The sequence below is a fragment of the Desulfovibrionales bacterium genome (genome assembly GCA_028715605.1).
Lineage (GTDB): Bacteria > Desulfobacterota > QYQD01 > QYQD01 > QYQD01 > QYQD01.
In genome coordinates this window covers 474,914-500,359 of sequence record JAQURM010000001.1, presented here as the reverse complement: position 1 = coordinate 500,359, position 25,446 = coordinate 474,914, and the positions used below count along the sequence as shown (strand labels likewise).

Sequence of the window (25,446 nt, the reverse complement as noted above, 5' to 3'; positions counted from 1 at the left end):
TCGGAAACGACAGTTTTCGGATGAACCCCAAGTAATTGTTATGCATATTATAGCCTTCGGCGATATCCACGAACGCACGGAAAATATAAAAAAAATTAAAGACGTCTCCCGTGCTGACTGTGTCATTATTACCGGCGACTTAACAAACGTGGGAGGGATAGATAAGGCCAAAGTGGTCTTGGAAAACATCCGAAGATATAACTCTAAGGTTTATGCCCAGGCGGGCAATTTTGATCAGAAGGCAGTGCAGGATTACCTGACTGAACTCCATATAAACCTCCACGCCAACGGATTTCTAATAGGAAATATAGGCATTTTTGGTGTGGGCGGTTCCAATTATACGCCCTTTAATACCCCAATAGAATATAGCGAAGAAGAGATTAAGGACTTTATTTACAAGGGGTTTACAAAGGTTAAAGACGCGGCCCTGAAAATCTTCGTTACCCACGCTCCTCCGTTTAATACCGCCGTTGATGTCGTCACCGGTGGCCGCCATGTAGGAAGCAAGGCCGTGCGCTCCTTCATTGAGGAGCACCAGCTCCAGGCATGTATCACCGGCCATATTCACGAGGCCGCAGGCCATGACACCATAGGCCAGACTATGATTATAAATCCAGGGATGCTGAAAAATGGCGGATACGTAGAGATCTTAATCGATGCCAAGAATATCAAAGCGGACCTTAAGAGGATTTAAGCGGGCAAAAGGGGCGGGGATAACAAAACTGATAACAATTAGCCCTTGCGTTGCAAGATACCCCGTGTTAATAATTCATCTGGACGTTTTTAGAATTCGGGGCGTGGCGCAGCCCGGTAGCGCACCTGCTTTGGGAGCAGGGTGTCGGAGGTTCAAATCCTCTCGCCCCGACCATTTCTTCTTTGCCAAAAGAAATTCTTGAGACATTCTTATGGTAATCCCCTCTTTGGAAAAAAGGGGTGAGGGGAGATTTTGTGATTATAGATAGTTCCATATCTTTTCAAGAACTCCACTAATATCCTCAAAGGCCTCTCTATTTTTTCTAACAGACCAATCAAATCCCCCCTGCCCCCCTTTACTAAAGGGGGGAGGAGAGGTTACGAACGTAAGATGCTTAAAAATTCCTCGATCTGGTATAGGCTTTCATCTGTTTTTTGTATTAGGGCCTTTACATCTTCCAGGGACATGGAAAGTTCCCGCCAGGCGGCCGGGCTGACATTAGGGACAAAGTCATCGCCGCCGCAGCCGAGGTCCATCCCCCGGCAGATTATATCTGCCAGATGAATAATTGAGGCCAGAAGAAATTCCTCATCCTTGCCGTTCGGGGCATGATGAAGGCCTACACCAGAACAGAGTACAGGCGGGAAATGCCAGTTCTTGGCCATCACATAACCTATCCAGGCATGATCCGTATCTAATACTCTTTCCTCGGCCTCCCGCATAGGTATATCTTCTTTGATCATAAGATCGATGATTTTCTCCATCTCCGGGCGCAGAAACTGGACTATGAAGACCCGGCCTATGTCATGCAACAGACCGCCAATAAAGGCATCCTCAGGATCTTTAAACTTGATATGTTCGGCCAGATTTTTGGCGACAAAGGCCGTGCCTACGGAATGTCCCCAGAACTTGCCTGCGTCAAAGACCTTACACCCCTTATCACCGGAAAATGCCTTGAGGACAGAAACCGAAAGGATAACATTCCGCACTGTATTGAAACCCAAAAGGACTATAGCCTGGGGAAGGGAACTAATCTTCCCCTGAAATCCATAGAACGAGGAGTTGACAAGGCGTAACATCTTAGCTGTTAATGACTGATCGAGGCTGACAATCTCCGTGACCTTATTAACGGCTACATCGGGATTTCTGAGGAGCTGTGCGGTCTGTAAGGCCACTGCCGAGATAGTGGCAAGCTCGGCGGTCTCCTTTATCTTCGCCCTGATCTCTTCACGATCCATTGGTGATCTTCCCTTTCATAAACTCCCTGAATATCTCTTTTAGGCCCATCATAGTGCGGTTATCGGGAGAAGCGAGGCGGAACTTCCGCTCAATTAACAGGTCAACCCTTTGCATTTTTTCTTCCATGGCCTTCGGGTCAACATGGGGCGACTCCTCTTCCATCTCAATAGGGATACTGCTGACACCTAACCGCTTGAGTCTATCCATGAAGTCCGGTGTCAGTTTGGATCCCTTTGCCAGGATCATCTGTCCCTGGGGATTCAGCATGTCCTTGCCTACCACCGATCCCGGCCCGGCCTCATCTATTTTTACATTCCTGACCACATACCGTTTAGACATAATCAATCCCTAAATCCGAAATTCGAATATCGAAATACGAAACAAATACAAAATTCAAATATCAAATTTTCAAAACATTATTATTCAATCTTACGTAGAATGGCTCCGAAGATATTCATAAGTTCCGTCGCTTCTTGTTCTAAACCCTCTCGTTCGTTTTCACACCCCTGTTCACCATCGGTGTCTATCAATTTTAACCAGTATCGACTCTCCTTGGCCTCCTTACGACAAATCTTAATTCTCATGACAAAATCTTTCTTGCTTAGCGCTTCATTCGCTTCAATATAATTGGCACCAACTGAACCGGAGGCCCTTATCAGTTGTCTCCCGTCTTCAATATTCGCAACTGTTTTAGGCATCTTATTTACAAAGGTTCTTATCTTTCCTGCGAATATAAGAGTGCGATCTTCTAAATCATACTGTTTCGGACTTTCTGTTTCGGACATTCGAATTTGTTTTGAATTTCGTGTTTCGGATTTCGAATTTATCTTATCTGTACACATAAATCCATCCCACTATAGGGTCTATCTCATGAAACCTCTTGATCTTCTCCAGGTACGCCTCCTTAAGAACGGCATCCTTCGGCATAAGCAGCCGGCCGGTATGCGTCTTTAACTCCCGGGCCAGAACCATATCCGGTCGCAAATCCGCAAGGGTAACTGCCACCTCTGATTTCTCAGCCTTTGCGATCGCTGAAAATACTTCTATGGCCGCAGAAACTACAGAGGGATCCATTTTATCTCCGGCTAATTTATGTAAGCGATGCAGCACATCCTCTCTCGATATATCCCCGCGGACCGAAAGATGATCATAAGCATCGGCTACGGCTATGATACGCGCCCCGATGGGGATCTCTTCTTTCTTCAGTCTGTCCGGATATCCGGCGCCATCAAACCGCTCATGATGTGATTTGACCAAGATGCTGACCTGATCCAGTTTAGGCACGGAATTAAGTATCGCATAGCCCAAGGCCGGGTGCTGCTCGTAAAGGGCTTTTTCTGCTGCGGTCCGCTCTGATCCCTTCTTTCTTATTATCTCCCGCGGGATACCGATCAGGCCCACGTCATGGAGGGAGCCCGCCGCCTCTACTACGTCCAGTTCCTCTCCCCGTAACTCACACTTTTCAGCTAAGAGTCTGGAAAGGACGGCTACCCTTTTGGCATGGCCTCCCAAGGCAGGGTCATACATCTGCATGAGATCCATGAAAATGCGAATGGTCTTGAAATAGCTCGACTGAAGTTCTTTATAGAGGCGGCTTATCTCCTGGGTCCGTTCCTCTACCTTCCTTTCCAGGTTTTCGTTTAGCTCTTTAAGCTCGGCGTTTTGCCGGACCGTTAGTTCAAAGAGCTTCTGATTTTCCCTACGCAGGTGGTAAAAATCGATAGCCTGCTTGATAGTTGCCTTAAGATCAAGATCGTTCCAGGGCTTGGTTATAAAACGATAGACCTGCCCCTGGTTTATGGCGGCCATGGCCGCGCTAATGTCCGCATATCCGGTCAATATAATGCGTATAGCCTCTGGCTGGATCTCTCTGGCCTTTTCCAGAAATTCAGTCCCATCCATCTCCGGCATTCTCTGGTCGGATATGATGAGAGAGACAGGTTCGTGTTTTAGGATCTCAAGAGCCTTCTCAGGACTGGCGTTCGTTATGACATTATAATTTTCCCGCCGTAAAAGGCGCTGAAGGGAAGAAAGGATATTTTCTTCATCATCTACCAGCAGGATGGTTCTCGTTGTGTCTTCCACCGTGAATCCTTTCCTTTCAACCACTCAACCATTTAACCGCTCAACCATTTCTTAGTGACTTCGTGGCCGATTTAAAAACGAAATCACCGTTCCAGACCGGGGCACTTCGAAATTACCTCTGGAAAGCGGGATACAGTACACGTCAAAGCTGCTACCATCTTTATGTTTATATTGCCCCTCTTTCTGCTCTTCGAAATTTATGGCATAAGTAATAATCCCTATCAGTTCCTCGCCAAAATGATGCCTTAAGTTAGAACCAAGGAGTGCCTGGCCTTCCGGCTCAAAGTAACCCCGGGCCAGACTATTTACCAGGGCTATAGACCCCTCGTTATCCGTACCGAGCACTGCTATAGGGAGACTTTCCAGGATGTCCCGGGCCAGTTTCAGGGCCTCATTCTGCAATTTAATTTCGGCTACCCTGTTTTCCACTTCTTTCCCCAGATTCTTATTAAGATACTTAAGATCTTCGTTCTGTTTCTTAATGGTTTCGGTCAGCGCCTTGTTTTCCCTTTGCAGACGCGCAATATCCAGGGATTCCCTAATAGTGGTTCTTAGGGCCTCATCTTCCCACGGCTTTAAAATGAACTTATAAACATTGCCGACATTGATGGCCTCGGTAATGGAATTGACGTCTGTGTATCCACTCAGGATGATACGAATCGTCTCTGGATACAGTTCCTTGGCCCTGGCCAGAAACTGTGTTCCATCCATCTCCGGCATCCTCTGGTCAGAGATGATGAGGTCAATATGCTCTTTCTGCAGGATTTCGACCCCCTCCGCGCCGCTGGAGGCCGTAAGCACCCGGTAAGGCTCCCGGCGGAAGACGCGTTTCAGAGCCTGTAAGATATTGGCCTCGTCATCTACGATGAGTATGGTGCTGTTTCCCATGCTAACCCCCTACCTTCACTAACCAGTATCCGAAGTATCGCCTTCTTTTGTCCTCGGTCCATTTACTGGCAGTTCAATGACAAAGGTGGTTCCTTTGCCTACCTCGCTTTCTACCTTAATCTCTCCATCGTGTTTTTTGATAATGCTGTACGCCATACTAAGACCAAGCCCCGTCCCTTTTCCCACCGGTTTGGTGGTAAAAAAAGGATCGAATATCTTAGGCAAGTTCTCCGGCGGGATACCTTTCCCCGTATCACTTATCCGGATTTCCACCATCGGCTCAGCGCCATCAATATATGCCGTGCTTATCTTTATCTCACCCTTATCCTCAATGGCATGGGCAGCATTTACCAGGATGTTCATAACGACCTGATTGATCTGCTGGGGGTAGCAGTAAACTTCCGGTATATCGCCGTAGTCTTTTGTCACCTTAGCATTGTATTTAAGTTCATTCCAGACGATGTTTAAGGTGCTCTCCATACCCTTATTTAAATCCGCCCAGTTCAGATCGGCCTTGTCCACGTGCGAAAAGTCCTTTAAATCCTGCACAATCTTCTTGATCCGATCCGCTCCCTCACGGGATTCGCTGATGACCTTATCAAAGTCGCCGAGGATAAAGTCCAGGTCCATTTTCTCTTTCAGGTTTCGGATGGCCTCTAAAGCGCCTGCTAGGTCATGGTTATTGGATAGCGCCGGATCCCTGTCCGCCAACTGTTCGAGTTCCAGGTAATTATTGATGAGTGTGGTCAGGTCCCGCCGGTACTCATCCAAGGTGGTCAGATTGCTGTTGATGAATCCCACCGGGTTGTTGATCTCATGGGCCACACCGGCGGCCAGTTGACCGATGGAGGCCATCTTCTCCGATTGCACCAGTTGGGCCTGATTCTGTTTGAGTTGCTGATTTGCCTCCTCCAGGTTTATTTTAATCTGTAATAATTCTTCTTCCATCTGCCTGCGTTCAGCAAGTTCCTGTTGAAGTTCTTCGTTAGTCGCTATTAGTTCAGCGGTGCGCTCTTTGACCAGTTTCTCAAGCCCGGTCTGGTATTTCTTTAATTTCTCCTCCGCATGTTTGCGCATGGTGATATCACGGACAAACTCAACCACACCGGTAAGTCTATCTGAATCGGGGGCTTTAATCGGATAGGTGAAAAGCTCCAGATATTCAACGGGGCTACCCGGGAGTCCGGGTACGATGTTATACTCCAATTGACCGGACGTTAGGGAACGCAGAGCCGGACAGGATTCACATGACGTACCACGGTTATGATAAGCTTCATAACACTTCTTGCCCGAGAGTGGGAGATTTTGATCGTACCATCTTTTCATCACGCCATTGACATATTGGATGGTCAGGTCAGGGTGAAGGACGCTGATGCCATCCTGAATGCTTTCAAATACGCCGGATAAAAACTGTTCACGTTGGCACAGTTCCCCTTCTAACTTTTTGCGAGCGTTGAAAAGGAGTTGGGCATAGACACCAAATATAATGAATATAAACGTGACTGCGCTGCGCATCCAGGCTTCATGTGCTGCTGGGCTGAATAGATGCCGGATAAGAGTGCCCTCGTGTAATATAAAAGAATGGATAGCGGCTTCAACGAACCAGAAGGATAGCCCTAATCCTATAGCGACCCATGCCGTTTTATCCGACAGATATAAAATTTTTTTGCCTTCTTTCTTCATCTTATATTCCCCGAAAGATTATAGCGGCGCTATGTCGTCACGTCACAACTTTACCTGCTTCTTAAATTCATATCGGCCTAAAAAAATAATCCATTAAAAGAGATAAACGAGCAAAGCATCCTATTTCGTTCATTATATTTTTTATTGCGACCAGCCAGTTTATTAAAGTTTTTATGTCCTTACTCCGAAAATGGAAGACAGGAGACGGGAGTCAGAATACAGGGGATCAAAGTCGGAAAACAGAAGAAAGATGAAAGAATCGAGGCATTCTGACTCCTGACTTCTGTATGCTTTCTTTGCGTTCTTTGCGTCTCTGCGGTGAAATTTTTGACAATACGGAAGTGCCCGATGGGAAATTATGCGCATACCGTTTTGCTTGTAGATGATGAGGCCAACGTACTGAGGAGCCTGGAAAGGACCTTGCGCAATGAGGAATATGCGCTAGTCACCGCAGGCAGCGCCGTAGAGGCCCTAGACATTTTGGAGACCGCGCCGGTCGATCTGATCATTTCCGACCTCGGGATGCCTGGAATGAATGGGTTTGAGCTGTTGAAGACAGTCAAGGAAAAATACCCGGCCGTGGCCCGTATTATTCTTACCGGGCAGAGCGATACCCCGACGGTCCTCAGGGCCATCAACGAGGGCGAGGTTTACCGGTTTTTTACCAAACCCTGGGATAATGAGGAGGTAAAGGTCTCCATCCGTCAGACCCTCAAACATTTTGATTTCTTACGTGCGGCGCACAAAATGATGTGCCGGTTGAAAGAGCAGGACCGCCTGATCCAGGACCTGGAAAGACGCCATCCGGGTATAACCAAAGACGCGGCAGAAGATGTTTTTGTATTGCCGGAGGAATATTTTTCCGAATCGATCGAAGATGATATGAATAAATATTTTGCAGATACCTTGGGTATGCAACCGGATCGAAAGGAATAGAGAACACCTAGACCCACCCGCCATCTGTTATCTAGATTTGACCTCCGCAAGCTATTTGGATGGTCCAGGAATGTCGATAGTCGTGCAACTGCCTCCCGCGCAAGAACGGTTACTCACGCTCGTACCACTGGAACCTGCTCCAGACCGGCCGCCGCCCATAGTATAATTAGAGCGGCTCATAACTCGCTCGAAGGAATCACATCCGCATTTGGGACACTTGGCTTCAATCCGGTCCTCTTTATTTAACGCCAGGAGCTCAAAGATATGCTGGCAATCCAGACAGCGAAATTCATAAATTGGCATCCGTCGTCCTCCTCAGCTATTTCCTGCATTTTCATCTGAAAATCCCCCCTGCCCCCCTTTGCTAAAGGGGGATACAGGGGGATTTGTACTATTTAGTTAAATCCTCACGCGTAAAAACAGCTTCAAGATCATAGCCTTTCTCTTTAAGTAATTCCCTTCCACCTTCGTTACGATCAACCAGGGCCAATACCTGGACAACCTTGAATCCCTCCGCCTCGGCCCTCTCTATGGCCTTAAGGAGTGTGCCGCCGGTCGTTACCACGTCTTCCACTATAGTCACTGCGGCCCCTACTGGTAAGTTATTTTTACCCTCAATCCAGGAAGCCGTTCCATGCCTCTTGGGTTCCTTGCGGATGATAAGGGCATGGATGGGATCCCCGGCCATATAACTGGCCACGGCTATGGCCGCAACCATTGGATCAGCGCCCAAGGTCATTCCCGCCACGCCCTGGACCTTCACCGGGGCCTTACGGATACGTTCAAACATCATCTTTCCCACTAAATAAGCCCCTTCCGCCGAAAGCGTAGTCTGCTTGCAGTCTATATAAAAATCACTCTCCCGGCCGGAAGTAAGGACAACTTTCCGTTTTTGGTAAGATTTTTCAACCAGGATGGCCTTAAGGCGCTCTTTTTCACTATCCATGTGTTTCTCCTAACAGGTTAAATAGGACGCAGATTTTCGCTGATATTCGCAGAAAATTATTCTCGTAACACTTTAGGCTTTTGAAAAATATGCCTAAACAAGGCGTTATAAGAACTAAAATCCCCCTCAATCCCCCTTTTCCAAAGGGGGAAGTCTTTCTCCTTCCTTTGAAAAAGGGAGGTTGGGAGGGATTTAAGAATACTTTTTCAAACAGCTAAACTGATACTTATTTTCTATATTTAAAATCTTGGCAATCTGCGTTCATCTGCGTCCAAATACTCTACCCAAACACCCGCTTGAATATAGTATCCACGTGTTTCAGATGATGCCTGAGATCAAAAGTCTGCTCAAGTTCTGCTCTGCTTATATAACGCGCCAAATCTTTATCCTTCAGAAGGAGTTTCTTGAAGTCCCCTCCCCTTTCCCAGGCCTGCATGGCATTTCTTTGCACTATACGGTATGCCTCTTCCCGGCTTACCCCCTTTTGCGTCAAAAGGAGAAGGACCTGCTGCGAAAATATCAGTCCGCCCGTCTTCCGCAGGTTCTCCGCCATCCGTTCGGGATAAACGACCAAACGATCGAGGAGATTTGTAGCGCGATGCAGCATAAAATCAACCAGTATAGTGGCATCCGGGGCAATAACCCGCTCCACTGAGGAATGGCTTATATCTCGCTCATGCCAGAGAGGGATATTCTCCATAGCGGCTACGGCATAGGAACGCACCAATCGCGCCAACCCGCAGATGTTTTCAGAATTGATAGGGTTGCGTTTATGGGGCATAGCCGAAGAGCCTTTTTGTCCGGCGCTAAAATATTCCTCGGCTTCCAGAACCTCTGTCCTCTGAAGATGCCTGATCTCAACCGCGATCTTTTCTAAAGAACCGGCCAGGACGGCCAGGGTGTTAAAGAAGTGGGCGTAGCGATCACGCTGGATAATCTGTGACGAAGCCGGGGCCGGTTTGAGACCGGACTTCTTGCAGACATAGGCCTCTACCCCCGGGTCAATATTGGCAAAAGTGCCCACTGCGCCGGAAAGCTTCCCGCAGGCAATGGTCTCTCTGGCCTCCTTTAAGCGGGCCAGGTTGCGCCGCATCTCATCATGCCAGATGGCCAGCTTCAGGCCGAAAGTAATGGGCTCGGCATGGATGCCGTGCGACCGGCCGATCATAACCGTGTCCTTGTGTTCCAGGGCCCGCCTCTTGATAACCGAGAGCAGCTTATGCACATCCTCGATAATAAGGTCTGCCGCCTCTTTGAGAAGAAGGGCCATACTCGTATCCAGGATATCCGATGAGGTCAGCCCCCAGTGGATAAACCGGGCCTCCGGCCCGACGTTCTCAGCCACGTTGGTCAAAAAGGCTATGACATCATGCCTCGTTTCTTTTTCTATCTCGTCTATGCGGGATACAGAAAAAGATGCCTTCTTCTTTATTACCTGCAAGGCCTCCTTAGGGATAACCCCCAGTTTGGACCAGGCCTCGCAGGCCAATATCTCCACCCTTAACCAGGTGCGGTATTTATTTTCCAGCGACCATATACGGGCCATTTCCGGCCGTGTGTACCGTTCGATCATCTCATCTTCCCTCCATCCAGAGCCATTTTGTCAAAAGATTAACCACAGAGCACACAGAGAAACAATAACGTATTAATAGAGATGGTCTCGTAAAAAGTCGAAAAATATCGTTTCCCGTCATTCCGGCGAATGCCGGAATTCAGTCCTTTCAAGCAGTTACAGCCCTTCTGGACACCGGTTTTCACCGGTGTGACGTTTGCGGATAGTTCACGGCTGATGGCTCATAACTCATAACGGAAAGCTGAATGCTGATAGCTGAGCGCTGAAGGCTATCTAAAAAAGGCTGTCTCCTTTACCGACCATGATAAAAGACTGGACTTTGCGCACCCCCGAGACTCCATAAGCATATTTTATAGCCAGACCGGCGCGTTCTTTGCTGTTTACTATCCCCGCCATAACCACATGCCCGCAAACCGTATACACATCTATCTGAAAAACCCGGAGATTAGGATCACCGATAAGCTTCGTATTGATCCGGCTCGTAATCAGGCAATCGTCAATAAAGCCATTAAGGGAATGCCCCGGTTTACGTCCGGACAAAAAATAAGTTTTCACCTCACGCACCCCAGGCGCTCTCCGCGCCAGAAAAACAGCGCGTTTAACCTGGGGGCCGGGTTTAATAATTCCGGCTAAGACCACATGCCCCTTGTGAACCATGACCTTGATGTCAAAGACACTTAGTATAGGGTCATTGATGAAGCTCTTGCGTATCCTGGTTGCAATGACCGTATCATCGACACAACAACAAACCGTTCGTTCGTCTGTTGCCAACCGATAGGCCGTAGTCATACAGCCCGATGTGCTAAAAATTATACATGTTAAAATAATCAGCAAAAAGTGGCGCATGGCTAAATCCAGCCTCGCAGAAACCAAAATGACTTTAATAAAATTATCGTGGTGTGGCAACTACAAAAAAGAGCCCAATTTTATCCTGATTGATGTATAATAAGAGCCTCTCTAAACTTTGAAAATTTTTTCTCTGCGTGCTTTGCGCCTTTTTCGCCACGGCGAATCTGCCTTTGGCACGAGCGGTGAAGGTATTTTGGGAATGAAAGAGTTCAGCCTGACCCCGGAAGAAAAGAGGATTCTCCTCCAGGTAGCGAGGGAAGAGATCACAAAAAACCTGATGGGCGCCGGAGAAAAGACAGCCCCGCCCGCCGGCGGGGAGCTCCATGCCCCTCACGGGGCATTTGTCACCCTCCATAAACAGGGGCGCCTTCGGGGTTGTATCGGCATATTTTCTTCCGCTCAACCACTTCATCAAACAGTGCGTGAAATGGCCTATTCTGCTGCCGTTAAGGATCCGCGGTTTGCGCCGCTTACGGCCGACGAACTCCCTGGTATCGACATCGAGATATCGGTGCTATCGCCTCTAAGAAAGATCGATAATATCGACCAAATAGAAGTAGGAAAGCATGGACTCTATATTATCAGAGGGTTTAATCGCGGTGTTTTACTCCCCCAGGTGGCTACCGAACAGAAGTGGGATAAAATTACCTTCCTCGAACATACCTGTTACAAGGCCGGTCTGGATGGGGATTGCTGGCGCAGCGGGGCCGAGATATACGTATTCACTGCCCTTATTTTTGGTGAAAAGGATCCCGGATCAATCTAACCACCACGATCTCCGGTGGGGTCAGGAACCTAAGAGGCGGACCCCAGGTGCCGACTCCACGACTAACGTAGAGCCTCCGGCCGTTTAGCACATAAAGTCCGGTCTTGAGCGGAAAGAAAATCCTTGTGACAAAGCCAAATGGATAAAGCTGCCCGCCATGCGTGTGGCCGGATAGTTGGAGGTCTATGGGCAAATTAGTTACGTAATCTTCCGAATCAGGCGGACGGTGAAAGAGAAAAAGTGTGAATAACCCCGGATCGCACCGGGCCACCAATGACGCCGCCCCGGTTTCTCCCTTGCCCCCAAAAGGCCTGCCGGCCGGGTCGTCGATACCGACTATGTTAATTATTCCCTCTACATTAATGCGCTCTCCTCTCAATAACCTAAATCCGGACTTTTTTATAAATTCAGAAGACTTTCCCACCCCGGCGTAAAACTCATGGTTACCCATTACCGCATATTTACCCAGGGGCGGGGTCAAAGACCTAAGCTCGCCCGCCAAATGGTCTATATTATCTACCCCCTGATCTACCAGATCGCCGGTTGAAACAATCATGTCCGGATTAATCTTGCGAAGCAACCCGGTTATCTTTTTAAGCCTAACCTCACCGATAATGACTCCCAGATGGGCATCTGAAATCTGGGCAATGACCAGATCTTTTATCCCTTCCGGCAGCTTCGCAGTATGGATATGGACATTCGTCACCCGGACGTTAAGGGCCTCGTAATATGCATAGACGCATATAACCAGGGGAATAATCACGGTCATAATAAAAACCTTATAATTCCCGGGCAAACCAACACTCCCACTCCCGGCCCATACCCGCCTCAAAAGACCATAAGCCAACCCTCCAAAATCAAAGATTAGACTTACCAGGAAGAAATAAAAAATAAAGCCTATCCAAAGAGAAGAGATATGGGTCAGCACATAACCGAAGACAAAAAACCTTTCCCAGACAAACATCCGGCACACTACCGGAGAGATCACCATGATACCGAAAAATACGGCTAATACCTTATAAAAAGCACGCGGAAAATTCGTATGGGACCGAATGCGTCTGTAGAGATAAAAATGAACGCCGCCGTAAATCAATGAGAATACCGAGAAGAAGATCAAAAAAGACAGCCAGCGGTTCATAATAATAACCTGCCTTAAGGTGGTTGAAAAGGCAAGAGCTTTATCTAATGCCAATTCACTATTCTCTTGAAAACCATCCATAAAAAATAGTAATAAAGAGCAACGGCTCACGCGAAAAGGACATCCCCATGAAAGTAACCTGCCTGGGTGCGGCACGCACCGTTACCGGTTCATCATTCCTCCTGGAGAGTAATGGTATCCACATCCTCATAGATTGCGGCATGTTCCAGGGCAGCCAGGAGATACAGAAGAGGAACCGCGCATTTCATTATCCGCCGGGAGATATCGACCACCTCCTCCTTACCCATGCGCACATCGACCATAGCGGTCTGGTGCCAAAACTGGTGAGAGAAGGGTTCAAAGGCCAGATTATCACTACCAGGGCCACGAATGAACTTTGCAAAATTATGTTGCGGGACAGCGCCCATATTCAGGAGACAGAGGCAGAGTGGGAACACAAGCGCAACAAAAGAAGAGGGAAAAAAGGGCTGCCCCCTGCCCCACTCTATACTGTGAGAGATGCCGAAGCCAGTATGCGCCTGTTTAAACCGATAGATTACGGTGAACTCATCCAGCTTACCCCGCAACTTAGCGCCCGATTTCTGGACGCCGGACATATTCTGGGCTCAGCCTTCATTGAAATCTGGGATCACAGCGCGTCGCCGGCCATGAAGGTGGTCTTCTCCGGTGACATAGGCCAGAAAGAGCAAATGCTTGTCTCCGACCCGACCGCCATCCAGGAAGCAGATTTCCTTTTCATGGAATCCACCTACGGCGACCGTCTGCACAAGAGCAAGGAAAAGACACATCGTGAACTTTTGCATGCCATCCAGGAAGCCGTAAAGAATCATGAGAAGGTCATTATTCCGGCCTTTGCCGTGGAACGCACCCAGGAACTGATTTACATCCTGAGCCGCTTTTACCACGAAGGGCTGCTGCCCGAAATACCCATTTACATAGACAGCCCACTGGCCATCTCCGCTACCGAGGTCTTCCGCAATAATACGGAGTTCCTGAATGACCAAACCCATGTCCTTCTGGGAAGAGGAGATCATCCGCTGGCCTTGCCCACCCTCTCTTTTACGCGCACGACCGAAGAGTCCCGGGGCATAAATCAGAGTGAGGGACCGGCCATTATCATCGCCGCCAGCGGCATGTGTGACGCCGGCCGAATCAAACACCACTTGCGAAACAACCTGTGGCATCCTGGCGCTCACATCGTTTTCGTCGGCTATCAGGCCCAGGGGACACCAGGGCGGCAGATCATCGACGGGGCACAAAAGATCAAACTTTTCGGAGAAGAGATCGCCATAAAGGCCAACATCCACACTTTGGGCGGTTTTTCAGCCCATGCGGATCAAAGGGAACTCCTGGAATGGCTTGGGAACTTCAGCAATCCCCGCCTGAAGGTCTTTGTCGTCCACGGCGAAGAGGACGTCAGCCTGGAATTTGTGAAGGCTATCGAGCGCACCTTCTGGCTGGAGGCCAGGGCTCCAAAATGGCTGGAAACCGTAGAGCTTTCACCTGTAGCCGCACAGGCTGAAACCGTCAAGACTGAGGCGTTACAGGTAATGCCCGATCTGAATCGTATCGAGATGGAGATACGCAAACTAAAAAACAAACTCTACAGTAAGGGTGAAGGCCGGTTGGAAGAAGAGGAGACAATCAGCGCCAGACTGAAGGGATTAAATGAAGAGCTCCAGGAACTTATCAAGATGACCTCGAATTAGTTGATTCTCATCCAAAAATCCCCCTGCATCCCCCTTTCCCAAAGGGGGATTTCAATATTTCCCCCCTTTAGCAAAGGGGGGTGGGGGGGATTTGAAAGTTTTCGGAGGAGCACTAACCGGCCAGGGCGTCCTGTATTACCCGCATTATCTTCTCATAATCAAAGGGTTTGGTTACGAGAAAGTCCACCCCGTCGTCCTTTAGGGTCTCGGTATCAAACTGTGCTCCCCAGCCGGTAATCATTATAGTTGGTATATCAGGCCGCAGGTCCTTTATCTTTCTGGTTAAAACCCGTCCGGACATGCCGGGCATACCCAGATCGGTCATAAGCAGGTCAAACCGGCTTTTCTGAAAAAGCTCTATGCCTGATTCGCCATTTGTGGCCGTAACTACCCGGTGGCCAACGCGGCCCAGGAGTTTATCCAACACTGTCAAAATCTCCTCATCGTCATCCACAATCAGGATATCTGCCTGTTTCATAGAAAAATCAGCGGAGACATCGGCCGTTGCTTGTCCTTTTAACTTGGCTATGGGGAAATGGAGAACAAATTCTGTCCCCCGGCCTTCTTCGCTTTCTACTTCTATCTCTCCGCCATGCCTGGTGATGGTGCCGTAAGAAACGCTCAGACCCAGGCCCATACCTTTCTTCCCCTTGGTGGTAAAAAAGGGATCGAATATCTTCTCCTTAACCTCCGCGGACAGGCCGCAGCCGGTATCTGCAAAGCGAATCTCTACCTGATCATTATGTATGCCGGTTCTGATTGTTATCTTCCCGCCGGTGGTCATAGCATCCACCGCATTGAAAATGAGATTGGTAAAGACGTCCTTAAGCGCCGAAGGATTGCCCATTACAGGCCCTATCTTACCCAATTCCGTCTCCAGATCGATATTTATACCTTCCATCAGCGGCTTTTCTTTCCAGTTGGGACGGGTAAGCTGGACCACATCCTGGATAAGCTCATTAATATTGATAGGGACAAAGTCTTCGTCCTTGCGAATACGTGTAAATTCCTGCAATCGTTTAATTGTATCCGAGGCCGCCCTGGCCCCCTTTTCTATGGCCTTGAGCCTTTCCCGTAGATCGGGTTCGTCGATTTGTAATAACAATATCTGGGCGTTGCCTAAAATAGACATGATAACGTTATTAAAATCATGTGCTATGCCCGAAGCCATCTGTCCCAGGGCCTTAAATTTCTCTGATACCACCAACTGATCCTGTGTGGACTTAAGCTCCTCAAAGGCCCGGTGCAACTCCTCGTATAACCTGGTATTCTCAAGAGATATGGCCAGGGGCGAGGCCAGACCATCTAAAAATGCCTTGTCATCCGCTGTAAAATCCTCTTCTCCTTCTTTATTGAAGATACAGAGCATTCCCATAACCTTACTTTTACAAACAAGAGGCACCGCGATAAGAGAATGAATCTTCTTGCCGGTAACATACATGTCCATCTCAGACAGCCCCTTGGGATAAATAACCGTTCCCCCGTCTTTAAAGGCTGCCTGCAAGGCAGGGGCAGACAAAACCCTCTCTTTTAATCCCTCGACTTTTTCATCCAGCGTTGAAGTCCTGGCCACGATATTTGTCTGACCTTCGGGGCCGACTGAAACAATGAAACCGGCCTGTGCCTTTATGAAACGGCAAATGCGGTCTAAGATAACACCCAGGACATCCTGGAAATCAAGTATGGATCCCAAGTTAAGAGAAAAATCATAAAGGGTTCGGTAGCGCTCCTCTGACTTTTCCAGTTCGCGCGTCCTCTCTTCTACACGGTTTTCAAGGCTCTGATGATATTCCTCCGCCTGCCTTTTAAACTCACCGAGGCTGCGGGCCATCTGATTAAAATTTTCCGCCAACTCCCCGATCTCGTCTCGCGACGGGACGCTGACCCGCTCTCCAAATTGCCCTTCTGCAATCGCTTTAGAGGCCTTAGTTATAGTCAGAATGGGCCTGGCAATGCTCCGGCCCACCCTAATTGTAGTAAACACAATGACCCCGCCAACCAGAAGCATAATGCCCGCAAACCAATATCTAAGTGTACGGATCCGGCCAAATATCTCTTTTTCATTAGCTTCGACGAATAATTTCCACCCGAGTCCCTTAAAATCCTCAAACCCTGCCGAGCCGGCATAAGCTGCGGTTTTAGCCAGGCCGCCCCTGGAATAGCGTAAAAGCCCGTAGGTATCAGTCAAACTCTTGCCCGAATCAATGCTGATGCCATCGCGTTTCAGGCTTTTGCCTACCAGTTTTATTTCGGCGTCACCAATTACTCTGTCGCCGTCAGCCGTTGTCAGGAAAACGCAATTGGAACCCATTCCTGATTGTAAAAAATTCCTATGCACATTCTCCATCACCCGTTGAAACGGCTGCCACGAAAGGCGGGCCAGCAAGAAACCGATGATCCTGGGTTGTCCGGCCCCTGGTATGGGTCTGGAAAGAAGCTTGCGGGTTAGCCCGGCCAGGCTATAGGACTGAGATGTAGAAATAACAGGGGTAGCTATATTTAAACCATATCCGCCATCGCCATAAATGGCATCCCCGATAGGCGAGATGTCCCAATCTCCGACCACCAGGCCCTGCACGGGCGCCCTTTTAAACCAGGCTTCTTCTCTAAAATTATGCCCTTGTATCGTAGAAAGCGTCCGGGAGGGGATAGGGCGGCCAAGCCTGTCTATGGTATTTGTGGCCAGAAGGCGGCCTTGTTTATCGAAAACAAGAAAGAAATCATAAAGCCGGTGATCCAGCGTCTGCTGGTTCAGAAAACGGGTTAATTCTTCTTTTTTATTATTCTCAAGTGCAAACGTGATGGTAGGCGACGGCGCCAGTGTCCTGACGTCCACCATGCGCTCAAAGATTATGTGATCGATGCTCTGGATGGTATTGCGCGCCGTAGCCTGCAACTGTTCGCCGATCTCTTTTTGCAGGGCGCTCCGGGCGCTAAAATAGGCCATCGCCCCGACAATAATAAGGGGAATAACGGAGAGGAGAAGAAACCAGAAAAGTAGTTTCCGGCGAAGGGGAGAATACGGTAACGTCTTGATGCCCATCAATCCAGCCCGTCTTTTGTCTTATTATGACAGATGATTACCCCGGCCACAAGCAGATTAAAAACCTCTTACAAAATATGCTTGCCATGTGCCCATATCTGGCATAAGTTAACATAGTGCTCATCCGGAAACTGCCGTTTCCGAATGAAAGCTCTCAGCGATCAGCTTTCAGCCGTCAGCAAAAAATAAGACAAACAACATCTTAAGCTGAACGCTGATAGCTGACTGCTGACCGCTCCATCCAGAAAACCGGGGGGTTCGGATGGAAACTAACCTAATTTAAAATATTAATCTGCGAAAGGCAAGAGTACACAATGCCGCTTACGGCTACCGACAGGGATCGGGACCCAATTCTCATCTGTAAGGTTATCTTCGACGTCCTGGATTCGGAAAATTTCCTCGAGGCGTTAAAGGCCCGGCCTGATTTCAAGGTATTAGAAAAAAAAGAGGATGGGGCAACCAATATCCTTTGGATACACAACCCGGTTCGCCCAGGTCGAGGATGTCCGCCTCCGGCGGATTTCGAACCTGTTCGCCTCGGCGAATCTGACTGTGGCATGACCTATGCCACGACCTGTGGCATAGCCCGCCGGCAGGCAGGGCCGGACAGGACACATCTGATAAGCGATGACGGTCAACCCTTATTAGGGATTATAACCCTGGGCCGCAAAAGACTTATTCTGGAATGTGTAACCAAAACACACGTCGTTATGGGACAAAAAATTCTATCAACAGTTGCCGGGCCAAATCTACGCTACCGGATAACCACCTATGAAACACCCATCCGCCTGCGGCAGACAAAGAACAATGAAACTAATCCCCCCTCACCCCCCTTTAATAAAGGGGGGAATCCGTTAAGTCCCCTTTTGGGGAAAGACGGGGTCTCATCAATTCCCCCTTTGGAAAAGGGGGATACAGGGGGATTTTCTGGTGAAAGTCCGGCCTCTGTTCTCAAAGGCAAAGCCGCTGGCAAAGATACCCTCTTCCCCGATCACCTATCTCCCCATCTGCCGCCTGAATTCTTTAAAAGCTACTTTGAGGTGCACTGGGTTCATGAAAGAATCCCGGCACTGGACGGGCTGACGCCCCTCCAGTGCGCCCGCAGCAAACGCAAAAAAGAACGGGATAGATTGGCTGCTCTCCTGGCTACCTTTAAAAAGTCGTCGATAGGTCTCTATGATTTCAATCGTCTTATAGATATCCTGGGATTCAACGGGCACCCTCTGCTCCAGGAAGATCATATTACAAGGCAAAAGCTAAAAGAAAAAATAATGACCGTGATCGACAACAACCTGCGTTTTATCATGGCTATTAAGAAGGCGGGGGGGAATACCTCAACCACCCTGGCTCAAAGGCTGGCTGAAGTAAATGTCATGCTGCAAGGGCTTGTTTACTTCCTGGAGCAGGGTAAAAGGACAAAAACAGAGCTAACCGCTTTAACCAGGACACTGGAACAGATAGAAGAAATGACGCAAATTCTACAGACAGAGACCTTATCCGGCAACCTGCGCAGGAAAACAGTTGAAGGGCTAATCGGTGACCCTAACTGGGATCACCGCCAGGTCATTACCACAGATGTGGTTGATACCGTCACCTGGGAAATTGAGAAAGTCTGGTGTGAAAATATTGAGCAAAAACCCGTTAGCCCGCACACCTCGCTTACCACCGCGCTGAATAATATACCGGCCCTGTGGGTAACCGCCATTCAGAAACATCTTGATCTCCCGCAGGAAACCACAAAAAGAAAGAATATTAAGATTATTGCGGAGAATCTCTCCAGCCTCAAAATCTTAAACAGAATTGTGGAAAGGTTGGCCGCACTATCTATGCCCGCAGTAAAGGCCTTAAAGGTTATTTACACCCATGGCGGGATTTACCCTTATGACAAACTGACCGACCTCTTTGGTAGTGAAGAAACCGATGGATACTTCTGGGATAAAAGAAAACCAACCTCCCCCCTGGGTCTCCTGCGGTCGCATGGCCTCCTCTTCGTCGGCCGGACTAAAAAAGAGGGCGCTTATTACAAAATTGCCGTCATCCCTGCGGAGATCAGGCAAAACCTCTCTTTCTTGGAGGACATGCCCCTATAGCCGGTATAAACGTAGCGCATCAGATGGCGCAGGCACGGCCTTTATCGTTTCGCACCCATCCCCGCAGATTGAAATCTGCACCTCTGGTTCTCCCCTTAACCGGCTATAACCAGCCACAATACCGGCGGCCAGAGACCTGTCGGAACAGGGAGCGGCCCCGCGTACCAGACCGGTCGGCCCTGCTCCACCGGTTATATTCATTAACAGATCACCCGGTTGAAAAAGGCCTTTAATTTCTTTATTCTCGGCCTCGTTTCTACCCACAACCAGCCAACCCTTCCCGGGGAGAAGAAAATGTCGTCCGACTTGCATGAGAAGGCAGGCGTTTTCCGTAATCACCGGCATGGCCCCAAAAAGATTCTTAATCCGCCGGGATAAAGCCGGGTCAGTGAGTACACACCCGCCGGCCGGTGCAGGGTAGTCATGGATGCCCAGCTCACGGGCCAGGGCCATCTGTTCTTTGCGCCCCCGGCCGCTTATGCCCAGAAGCCTGGTGCGATCCACCAATCCCTCTTCTTCCACACTGGTAGGCAGAAGCTTTAATGCGCTAAGCGGACGCAAGAGCAGGCCCGTAACCGAGGCATCCCTTTCTACTATGCGGAGTGTATCCCGGCGTTGGGACATGGGCCGCTGCCCCAGGACCTCACCGCTCACCAGAAACGAGGCCCCTCGCGAAGCCAGTTCCCTCCTGGCCCTTGTCAGCAGCAGGATCTTACAGTCCACACAAGGGTTAAAACAGCGTCCATAGCCGTGAGGTGGATTTCTTAAGACCTCTATAAAACTTCCTCCGACATCTATTACAGAAAGCCTTACTCCATACCGTCTCCAGACCTCTTCAGGATATGACTCCCGATCCTTCCTGCGGCCAAAGAAAGGAGAGACAAAATGTAAGGCCTCGACCTCTATCCCCTGCTGTTCCATTAACTTACAGGCCAATATGCTATCCAGGCCACCGGAAAAGAGGGCCAGGGCCTTTACCTTGGTCAAAAACCCTATCTCCTTCGCCGCTCTATCATTTCCCGGGCATGCGCCCTGGTCTTTTCGGAAATCTCTACACCCCCCAACATCCGCGCAACCTCTTCCACGCGCTCCTCCCCTGAGAGTTCTTTGACTATGGTCTCGCTGCGGTTCCCCTTGTGCACCTTATCTACCCGGTAGTGCCTGTCTGCAAAACAGGCAATCTGTGGCAGATGAGTAATACAGATAACCTGATGGCGTCCGGCCAGATCCCCCAGCTTGCGCCCCAGGACCTCGGCCACGGCCCCGCCTATACCGGCGTCAACCTCGTCAAAAATGGTAGTTTCCACCCCATCCCTTTCTGTAAGGACGCTCTTCAGGGCCAGCGTGATACGGGAAAGCTCTCCTCCGGAGGCAATCTGCGCCAGTGGTTTTAAATCTTCGCCGATATTCGGGGCAATGAGAAATTGAACTTCATCGATACCATTTTCTGAAAGTATATCCCTTACCTCTTTCTTAAGCGGACTGAAATCAACCATAACCCTGGTACGGGGCATGTGGAGCGATTCCAACTCCCGGCAGACCGCCTCTGCCAATTGTGAAGCCGCGGCCTTACGCTTGGCCGACAAATCCAGCGCCCGCCGGATGACCTCTTCTTCGGCCCTGGCTGCGGATGCCTCAAGACCGGCGAGTTCCTCTTGCCTTCCTTCTAAGCCGGCCAGTTCCTGTTCCATTTCAGCGCTCAGGGCCAGGATTTTCTGAATGTCTCCGTCGTATTTCTTCTTAAGCCGGGACAATTCCTGTAATCTATCTTCAAGGGTCTCCAGTCTCCCCGGGTCGCTGTCAATCTTCTGCAGATAATCTCTCAACCGTAAGGCTATATCCTCTACCTGAAAAAAGGCAGCGTCCAGGGACTCCACAAGCGGAGCCAGGGAGCCATCGATCCCGGCCAGCGACTGACCCAGTGTCCTGGACTCGCTGAGCTTTTCTGTAACCGCACCGGATGAGGCATACAGCAAATCATAGGCGCGCTGGGCCCACTCGCGCAGTTTTTCCGCCGAAGCCAACAAAGACTTCTCCTGAATAAGTTCCTCCTCTTCGCCAATCCTTAAATTCGCCTTTCTTATCTCTTGCAGCTGAAAGGCTAAAAGGTCTTTACGCGCAGCCGCAGCGTTTTGCTGTTCAATCAGTTGCCGGCGCTGTTCATGAAGTTCCTGCCACTTTCGATAATCCTTCTGTACCCCCAGGCGAAGATATGTCAGCCCCCCGAAGGCATCCAAAAGAAACAGATGATTTTGGGGACGCAAGAGGATTTGATACTCATGCTGCCCGGCGATGGAAATCAGTTCAGTGGCAAGCTGTGTTGCCATCTGCAGGGTAGCGGCCGTTCCGTTAATAAAAACCCGGCCCTTGCCGGTACGGGAAACAGTCCGCCGGATAATCAGGGCATCATCTCTGTCTATGCCCATGTCTGTTAGCTTCTGAGCCACCCGGCTGTCTTCCGGATACTCAAAATAAGCCTCTATCCTGGCCTCCTCCTTACCGGTGCGCACCAGGTGTGGGCCTCCCCGTCCACCCAGGACAAGCTGGATGGCCTGGATGATAATAGACTTGCCTGCGCCGGTTTCGCCGGAGAGGATGTTCAGGCCCGGGCCAAACGAAATCTTAAGGTTAGCGATCAGGGCAAAATCCTGGATGGTAAGTTCAAGCAACATAGATGAAAGGCACTTTAGTTTTACCCCATCATACATATTTCATTCAAGATTGCAATCCTCTCTCTGACTAAATTTTGGAAAAGGGGGTTAATTCCCGATAAGATAGTTATATGCATCCGGGAATACCGTTTCCAGATTCACGCTTTCAGCAATCAGCTTTCAGCCGTCAGCATGATTGTTATCCGTTAACCGTTGTCCGACATCTTCTTTCGGTAAACGGTCAACAGTGAACGGTGGATCGGCTTCATGCCGATAGCTGATCGCTATTGCCAGTGACAAGTGACCATTGACCAATGACATTGGCTACAGAAAGAGGGCATAAAGTTAAATGAACAAAAAAGAAAGAAGGCAAGTCTCCAGGAAGGCGGTCAGGCTTGAGATCTATTACTCAACCCCAATGGATATTTTTACCAGCCTCAGCCAAAACCTGAATGAAGGGGGCATCTTTATCGAAACCGACAGGCCGGCCCCTATAGGGACAGTGGTTGAGATAAAATTTTATCTACCCGGTGACCATAAGCCCATCGAGACGCATGGAGTGGTCGTCTGGTCCACAACCAGTCCCCCGGAAAAAGGCGCCGGGCATCCCCGGGCAGGGATGGGAATAGAATTTGAAAGTTTAAATAACCACGACAAGGAACGAATAAATAAATTTATCAGAGACATGAAGATCTGATGCAAAGAGCAGAAGCTGAAAAAGTAAAATTTTACCGCAGAGATCGCAGAGAACGCTGAGATAACATATCGAATAGTTTACAGCTTTTCTCTGCGGACTCTACGTGCTCAGCGGTGCAAAGGCTTTTTTACGAAGCCGTCAAACTTTATATGGATTTACGGTCATAACCGGACAGGGAGCGGATTTTACAACCTGTTCGGCCACGCTTCCAAAGATGGCCTTGTCCAGCCCCTTCCGTCCGTGGGTGCCCATAACTATTAGATCAATCCCTTCGGCCGTGACTAATTTATTTATCTCCTCACCGACGTCCCCAATCAGGACACGGGCTTCAAAATTTTTTAAACCTTCCAGGTGTTCTTCCACAAAATTCTGCATGTTCTTCTCGGCGCCCTTGGACACCTCTGCTTCAAAGTTAGCTATAGAGGCATGTGGGATGTAGAAGCCGGAAAAATGCCGCAATTCCCTGACCACATAAACAAGATATAGTTTGGCGCTAAACTTCGCAGCAAAGGTAACGGCATAAGGAATGATTTTTTTTGAACTCTCTGAAAAATCAACCGGACACAAAATCTTCTTAATTTCTTTCATAGCCGCCTCCATGACACTGGGATGTTAAGACAACTACCTTATAATTTATGCTATCAATTGCCATTTCCCCTGTCAAGGTAAAACCCCGCTCTTAGGATGTAATCGGCAAGTTAACGATGCAGGTGGTGCCTTCTCCTACCTTACTCTTTATTTCGACAGACCCACCGTGGTCCTCGATTATCTTCCGCGAAATAGCCAGCCCCAGCCCTGTCCCTTTGGGTTTTGTGGTAAAAAACGGGTTAAATATATCCTGGAGATTTTCACCGGGAATTCCCTTACCGGTATCTGTAACCGCGATCTTGATCATCTGACCTTCCAAATCCGTGGCAATGTCCAGCCTGCCGCCATGGGGCATGGCCTCGACCGCATTCTTGGCCAGATTGATAAGGATCTGCTTAAGTTGCCGGGGATCAAAAGAACTGGACGGAATATCAGGCCGAAATGATTTGGTGAATTCTATCCCCTGTTTTTGAAGTTCTCCGGACATCAAGTTATAGACATCCAACGCCACGTCATTAATATTCTGTATGCTCTTCTGGGGCTGGGCCATTCTCGCAAAATCTGATACATCGACAAGCAAGCTCTCCAGCCGCCTTATCTCGTCGGTTACGATCTGCAATTTTTTTCTGTTCGGGTCTTCGTGCCCCAGGGACTCAAAGACCTGTTTGGAAAAACCGCCGATGAGCATAAGGGGATTCTTGATCTCATGCGCAATATGGGCCGCGCCCTTGCCGATAGTGGCTAACCTTTCCGCCTGCAGGTTCCTTTCGTACGCGCGGCTTAATGCTTCCCTGGATCTCTTTAATTCCGAGACCATGTGGCAAAAAGAATCACCCAACTGAACTATCTCATCCCCCACGTGCTCCTTATAGACTTGACATTCACGGCACTCATCAAGCTTGTCCGGAAACTTCCCCATAGGCTGGCCCTTACAGAGGGTGCCGTCAATAAACCAGCACATCACATCGGTGCGCCCATAGGCAGGGCATTCTTTCTTATCACAATTTTCCATTTCCCAGCACCTTACCTTCTTGCCTAAATCAAGCTTAACGTCCAGGTTGCCGCGACTGACCTCGTCGGTCCACGCCGTGAGCACGGATATCGGCCGGGTAATGGATTTTGTGAGCCACTTATTTAAAAAAAAGCCTATGAGGGTAATAGAGATAATAAAATAAAAGAGGTCGCGACGCAGATGGCCAGCGACCATTTCTTCAATACGAGTCCATTTATAACCAACCGTCAAAACCCCCAAGATCCCTGGCTCTTCTCCATGGCATTTAAAGCATGCCCTTTCGTTATGTATGGGCAGGGCATAGCGGAGGATTTTCTCCGCCTCCGCCGGATGTTCTACCCGCCGCACCTCCAGCCCCTTGGTCAGCTTACCGGTGCGTAAGGCCTCCAGAGTAATACGGGATTCCGTCACCCTCCCTATGTTACCTTTTGCCACACCACTATAGCGTATAACACCTTTGGTATCACACAGATGCACAACGTCAATATCCCGTAATATGCGCAGACGCTCTAATATGCTCTGAACCTGCTCCATCTCGCCGTCGAGCATCGGATATTCAACACTCTTCATGACGGTATCGCTTGTTTCTGCGGCCTTCCTCTCCTCTTCGTCCAGGAAATCCTTACGGTGCGATATGACATCTATGTATGTAAAGGTGCCCATGCCTACAAGCAAGATCAGCCCTATACCCAGCATAACCTTGAGCCGAAGACTGCTCAAGAGGAGGAAAGCCCTTAGTTTTTCTTTGAGATGCACCATTCAGACCTTCTTTCTGTAGTGAACGTCATTTGTCAACGGTCATCTCCCACCGTTAAAAGCGGCCAATCCTCTACAGTTG

At 49.1% G+C, this 25,446-nt stretch carries 22 protein-coding genes and 1 tRNA gene; 7 read left to right on the top strand and 16 right to left on the bottom strand.

Annotation, left to right across the window (positions count from 1 at the left end):
* Positions 1-40: 40 nt before the first annotated feature.
* Positions 41-694 (top strand): metallophosphoesterase, encoded by a 654-nt coding sequence (locus tag PHT49_02315; GenBank protein MDD5450715.1) that lies wholly within the window; start codon positions 41-43, stop codon positions 692-694.
* A gap of 97 nt (positions 695-791) precedes the next feature.
* Positions 792-868: transfer RNA gene (locus PHT49_02310), tRNA-Pro, on the top strand.
* Between the two features lie 203 nt (positions 869-1,071).
* On the opposite strand, the gene PHT49_02305 is transcribed toward PHT49_02310, so the two are convergent.
* From PHT49_02305 to PHT49_02280, 6 genes are all read right to left on the bottom strand, one after another.
* On the bottom strand, positions 1,072-1,932 hold the full coding sequence (locus PHT49_02305) for an HDOD domain-containing protein (GenBank protein MDD5450714.1): 861 nt from the start codon (positions 1,930-1,932) through the stop codon (positions 1,072-1,074).
* Positions 1,922-2,272 (bottom strand): hypothetical protein, encoded by a 351-nt coding sequence (locus PHT49_02300; GenBank protein ID MDD5450713.1) that lies wholly within the window; start codon positions 2,270-2,272, stop codon positions 1,922-1,924. Before PHT49_02300 ends, PHT49_02305 begins: the two co-directional genes overlap by 11 nt.
* An 80-nt stretch (positions 2,273-2,352) precedes the next feature.
* On the bottom strand, positions 2,353-2,718 hold the full coding sequence (locus PHT49_02295; protein ID MDD5450712.1) for a four helix bundle protein: 366 nt from the start codon (positions 2,716-2,718) through the stop codon (positions 2,353-2,355).
* Between the two features lie 43 nt (positions 2,719-2,761).
* Complete coding sequence (locus tag PHT49_02290; protein MDD5450711.1) at positions 2,762-4,018, bottom strand: response regulator; 1,257 nt, start codon at positions 4,016-4,018, stop codon at positions 2,762-2,764.
* Between the two features lie 51 nt (positions 4,019-4,069).
* On the bottom strand, positions 4,070-4,906 hold the full coding sequence (locus PHT49_02285) for a response regulator (GenBank protein ID MDD5450710.1): 837 nt from the start codon (positions 4,904-4,906) through the stop codon (positions 4,070-4,072).
* Positions 4,907-4,924: 18 nt separating this feature from the next.
* Positions 4,925-6,589, bottom strand: coding sequence for an ATP-binding protein (locus PHT49_02280; GenBank protein ID MDD5450709.1), 1,665 nt, complete (start codon positions 6,587-6,589; stop codon positions 4,925-4,927).
* A 348-nt stretch (positions 6,590-6,937) separates the two neighbouring features.
* Between PHT49_02280 and PHT49_02275 the strand changes: the two genes are divergently transcribed.
* Complete coding sequence (locus tag PHT49_02275; GenBank protein MDD5450708.1) at positions 6,938-7,525, top strand: response regulator; 588 nt, start codon at positions 6,938-6,940, stop codon at positions 7,523-7,525.
* 51 nt (positions 7,526-7,576) lie between these two features.
* Here the strand turns inward: PHT49_02275 and PHT49_02270 are convergent, their stop codons facing one another.
* The 4 genes from PHT49_02270 to PHT49_02255 all read right to left on the bottom strand — a co-directional run bounded on the left by PHT49_02270 (position 7,577) and on the right by PHT49_02255 (position 10,833).
* A complete protein-coding gene (locus PHT49_02270; GenBank protein ID MDD5450707.1) occupies positions 7,577-7,828 on the bottom strand; it encodes a zinc ribbon domain-containing protein in 252 nt (83 codons plus the stop codon).
* An 88-nt stretch (positions 7,829-7,916) separates the two neighbouring features.
* On the bottom strand, positions 7,917-8,471 hold the full coding sequence (gene pyrE / locus PHT49_02265) for an orotate phosphoribosyltransferase (GenBank protein MDD5450706.1): 555 nt from the start codon (positions 8,469-8,471) through the stop codon (positions 7,917-7,919).
* A gap of 280 nt (positions 8,472-8,751) precedes the next feature.
* Positions 8,752-10,044 (bottom strand): adenylosuccinate lyase, encoded by a 1,293-nt coding sequence (gene purB, locus PHT49_02260; protein MDD5450705.1) that lies wholly within the window; start codon positions 10,042-10,044, stop codon positions 8,752-8,754.
* Between the two features lie 273 nt (positions 10,045-10,317).
* Positions 10,318-10,833 (bottom strand): BON domain-containing protein, encoded by a 516-nt coding sequence (locus tag PHT49_02255; protein ID MDD5450704.1) that lies wholly within the window; start codon positions 10,831-10,833, stop codon positions 10,318-10,320.
* Positions 10,834-11,008: 175 nt separating this feature from the next.
* Here PHT49_02255 and amrA point away from each other — a divergent pair, with 175 nt between their 5' ends.
* Complete coding sequence (amrA, locus tag PHT49_02250) at positions 11,009-11,659, top strand: AmmeMemoRadiSam system protein A (protein MDD5450703.1); 651 nt, start codon at positions 11,009-11,011, stop codon at positions 11,657-11,659.
* Here the strand turns inward: amrA and PHT49_02245 are convergent.
* Positions 11,625-12,851: a metallophosphoesterase gene (locus PHT49_02245; protein MDD5450702.1), complete on the bottom strand. Its 1,227-nt coding sequence runs from the start codon at positions 12,849-12,851 to the stop codon at positions 11,625-11,627. The genes amrA and PHT49_02245 overlap by 35 nt on opposite strands.
* A gap of 74 nt (positions 12,852-12,925) precedes the next feature.
* Here PHT49_02245 and PHT49_02240 point away from each other — a divergent pair, with 74 nt between their 5' ends.
* The gene (locus tag PHT49_02240; protein MDD5450701.1) at positions 12,926-14,527 is read left to right on the top strand and encodes an MBL fold metallo-hydrolase; all 1,602 of its coding nucleotides are present in this window, start codon (positions 12,926-12,928) and stop codon (positions 14,525-14,527) included.
* 112 nt (positions 14,528-14,639) lie between these two features.
* Here the strand turns inward: PHT49_02240 and PHT49_02235 are convergent, their stop codons facing one another.
* Complete coding sequence (locus PHT49_02235) at positions 14,640-17,570, bottom strand: response regulator (protein ID MDD5450700.1); 2,931 nt, start codon at positions 17,568-17,570, stop codon at positions 14,640-14,642.
* 314 nt (positions 17,571-17,884) lie between these two features.
* Here PHT49_02235 and PHT49_02230 point away from each other — a divergent pair, with 314 nt between their 5' ends.
* Positions 17,885-19,660 (top strand): hypothetical protein, encoded by a 1,776-nt coding sequence (locus tag PHT49_02230; protein ID MDD5450699.1) that lies wholly within the window; start codon positions 17,885-17,887, stop codon positions 19,658-19,660.
* On the opposite strand, the gene PHT49_02225 is transcribed toward PHT49_02230, so the two are convergent.
* Together PHT49_02225 and recN are read right to left on the bottom strand one after the other, a co-directional pair.
* Positions 19,655-20,647 carry a 7-cyano-7-deazaguanine synthase gene (locus PHT49_02225; GenBank protein ID MDD5450698.1) on the bottom strand — a complete coding sequence of 331 codons (993 nt, stop codon included), beginning with the start codon at positions 20,645-20,647 and terminating at the stop codon, positions 19,655-19,657. The genes PHT49_02230 and PHT49_02225 overlap by 6 nt on opposite strands.
* A gap of 5 nt (positions 20,648-20,652) precedes the next feature.
* Positions 20,653-22,368: a DNA repair protein RecN gene (gene recN, locus PHT49_02220; protein MDD5450697.1), complete on the bottom strand. Its 1,716-nt coding sequence runs from the start codon at positions 22,366-22,368 to the stop codon at positions 20,653-20,655.
* A 292-nt stretch (positions 22,369-22,660) separates the two neighbouring features.
* Between recN and PHT49_02215 the strand changes: the two genes are divergently transcribed.
* The gene (locus tag PHT49_02215; protein ID MDD5450696.1) at positions 22,661-23,008 is read left to right on the top strand and encodes a TIGR02266 family protein; all 348 of its coding nucleotides are present in this window, start codon (positions 22,661-22,663) and stop codon (positions 23,006-23,008) included.
* A gap of 138 nt (positions 23,009-23,146) precedes the next feature.
* On the opposite strand, the gene PHT49_02210 is transcribed toward PHT49_02215, so the two are convergent.
* Both PHT49_02210 and PHT49_02205 read right to left on the bottom strand, forming a co-directional pair.
* The gene (locus tag PHT49_02210) at positions 23,147-23,596 is read right to left on the bottom strand and encodes a universal stress protein (protein ID MDD5450695.1); all 450 of its coding nucleotides are present in this window, start codon (positions 23,594-23,596) and stop codon (positions 23,147-23,149) included.
* Between the two features lie 91 nt (positions 23,597-23,687).
* Entirely contained in the window at positions 23,688-25,367 is a 1,680-nt protein-coding gene (locus PHT49_02205) for an ATP-binding protein (GenBank protein MDD5450694.1), read from the bottom strand.
* Between the last annotated feature and the right edge of the window lie 79 nt (positions 25,368-25,446).

Excerpts from the sequence above, each read along its gene's own strand:
- PHT49_02315 (MDD5450715.1), top strand. The coding sequence starts at position 41 with ATGCATATTATAGCCTTCGGCGATATCCACGAACGCACGGAAAATATA.
- PHT49_02305 (MDD5450714.1), bottom strand. The coding sequence starts at position 1,932 with ATGGATCGTGAAGAGATCAGGGCGAAGATAAAGGAGACCGCCGAGCTT.
- PHT49_02300 (MDD5450713.1), bottom strand. The coding sequence starts at position 2,272 with ATGTCTAAACGGTATGTGGTCAGGAATGTAAAAATAGATGAGGCCGGG.
- PHT49_02295 (MDD5450712.1), bottom strand. The coding sequence starts at position 2,718 with ATGTCCGAAACAGAAAGTCCGAAACAGTATGATTTAGAAGATCGCACT.
- PHT49_02285 (MDD5450710.1), bottom strand. The coding sequence starts at position 4,906 with ATGGGAAACAGCACCATACTCATCGTAGATGACGAGGCCAATATCTTA.
- PHT49_02280 (MDD5450709.1), bottom strand. The coding sequence starts at position 6,589 with ATGAAGAAAGAAGGCAAAAAAATTTTATATCTGTCGGATAAAACGGCA.
- PHT49_02275 (MDD5450708.1), top strand. The coding sequence starts at position 6,938 with ATGGGAAATTATGCGCATACCGTTTTGCTTGTAGATGATGAGGCCAAC.
- PHT49_02270 (MDD5450707.1), bottom strand. The coding sequence starts at position 7,828 with ATGCCAATTTATGAATTTCGCTGTCTGGATTGCCAGCATATCTTTGAG.
- pyrE (MDD5450706.1), bottom strand. The coding sequence starts at position 8,471 with ATGGATAGTGAAAAAGAGCGCCTTAAGGCCATCCTGGTTGAAAAATCT.
- purB (MDD5450705.1), bottom strand. The coding sequence starts at position 10,044 with ATGATCGAACGGTACACACGGCCGGAAATGGCCCGTATATGGTCGCTG.
- PHT49_02255 (MDD5450704.1), bottom strand. The coding sequence starts at position 10,833 with ATGACTACGGCCTATCGGTTGGCAACAGACGAACGAACGGTTTGTTGT.
- PHT49_02240 (MDD5450701.1), top strand. The coding sequence starts at position 12,926 with ATGAAAGTAACCTGCCTGGGTGCGGCACGCACCGTTACCGGTTCATCA.
- PHT49_02235 (MDD5450700.1), bottom strand. The coding sequence starts at position 17,570 with ATGGGCATCAAGACGTTACCGTATTCTCCCCTTCGCCGGAAACTACTT.
- PHT49_02230 (MDD5450699.1), top strand. The coding sequence starts at position 17,885 with ATGCCGCTTACGGCTACCGACAGGGATCGGGACCCAATTCTCATCTGT.
- recN (MDD5450697.1), bottom strand. The coding sequence starts at position 22,368 with ATGTATGATGGGGTAAAACTAAAGTGCCTTTCATCTATGTTGCTTGAA.
- PHT49_02215 (MDD5450696.1), top strand. The coding sequence starts at position 22,661 with ATGAACAAAAAAGAAAGAAGGCAAGTCTCCAGGAAGGCGGTCAGGCTT.
- PHT49_02210 (MDD5450695.1), bottom strand. The coding sequence starts at position 23,596 with ATGAAAGAAATTAAGAAGATTTTGTGTCCGGTTGATTTTTCAGAGAGT.
- PHT49_02205 (MDD5450694.1), bottom strand. The coding sequence starts at position 25,367 with ATGGTGCATCTCAAAGAAAAACTAAGGGCTTTCCTCCTCTTGAGCAGT.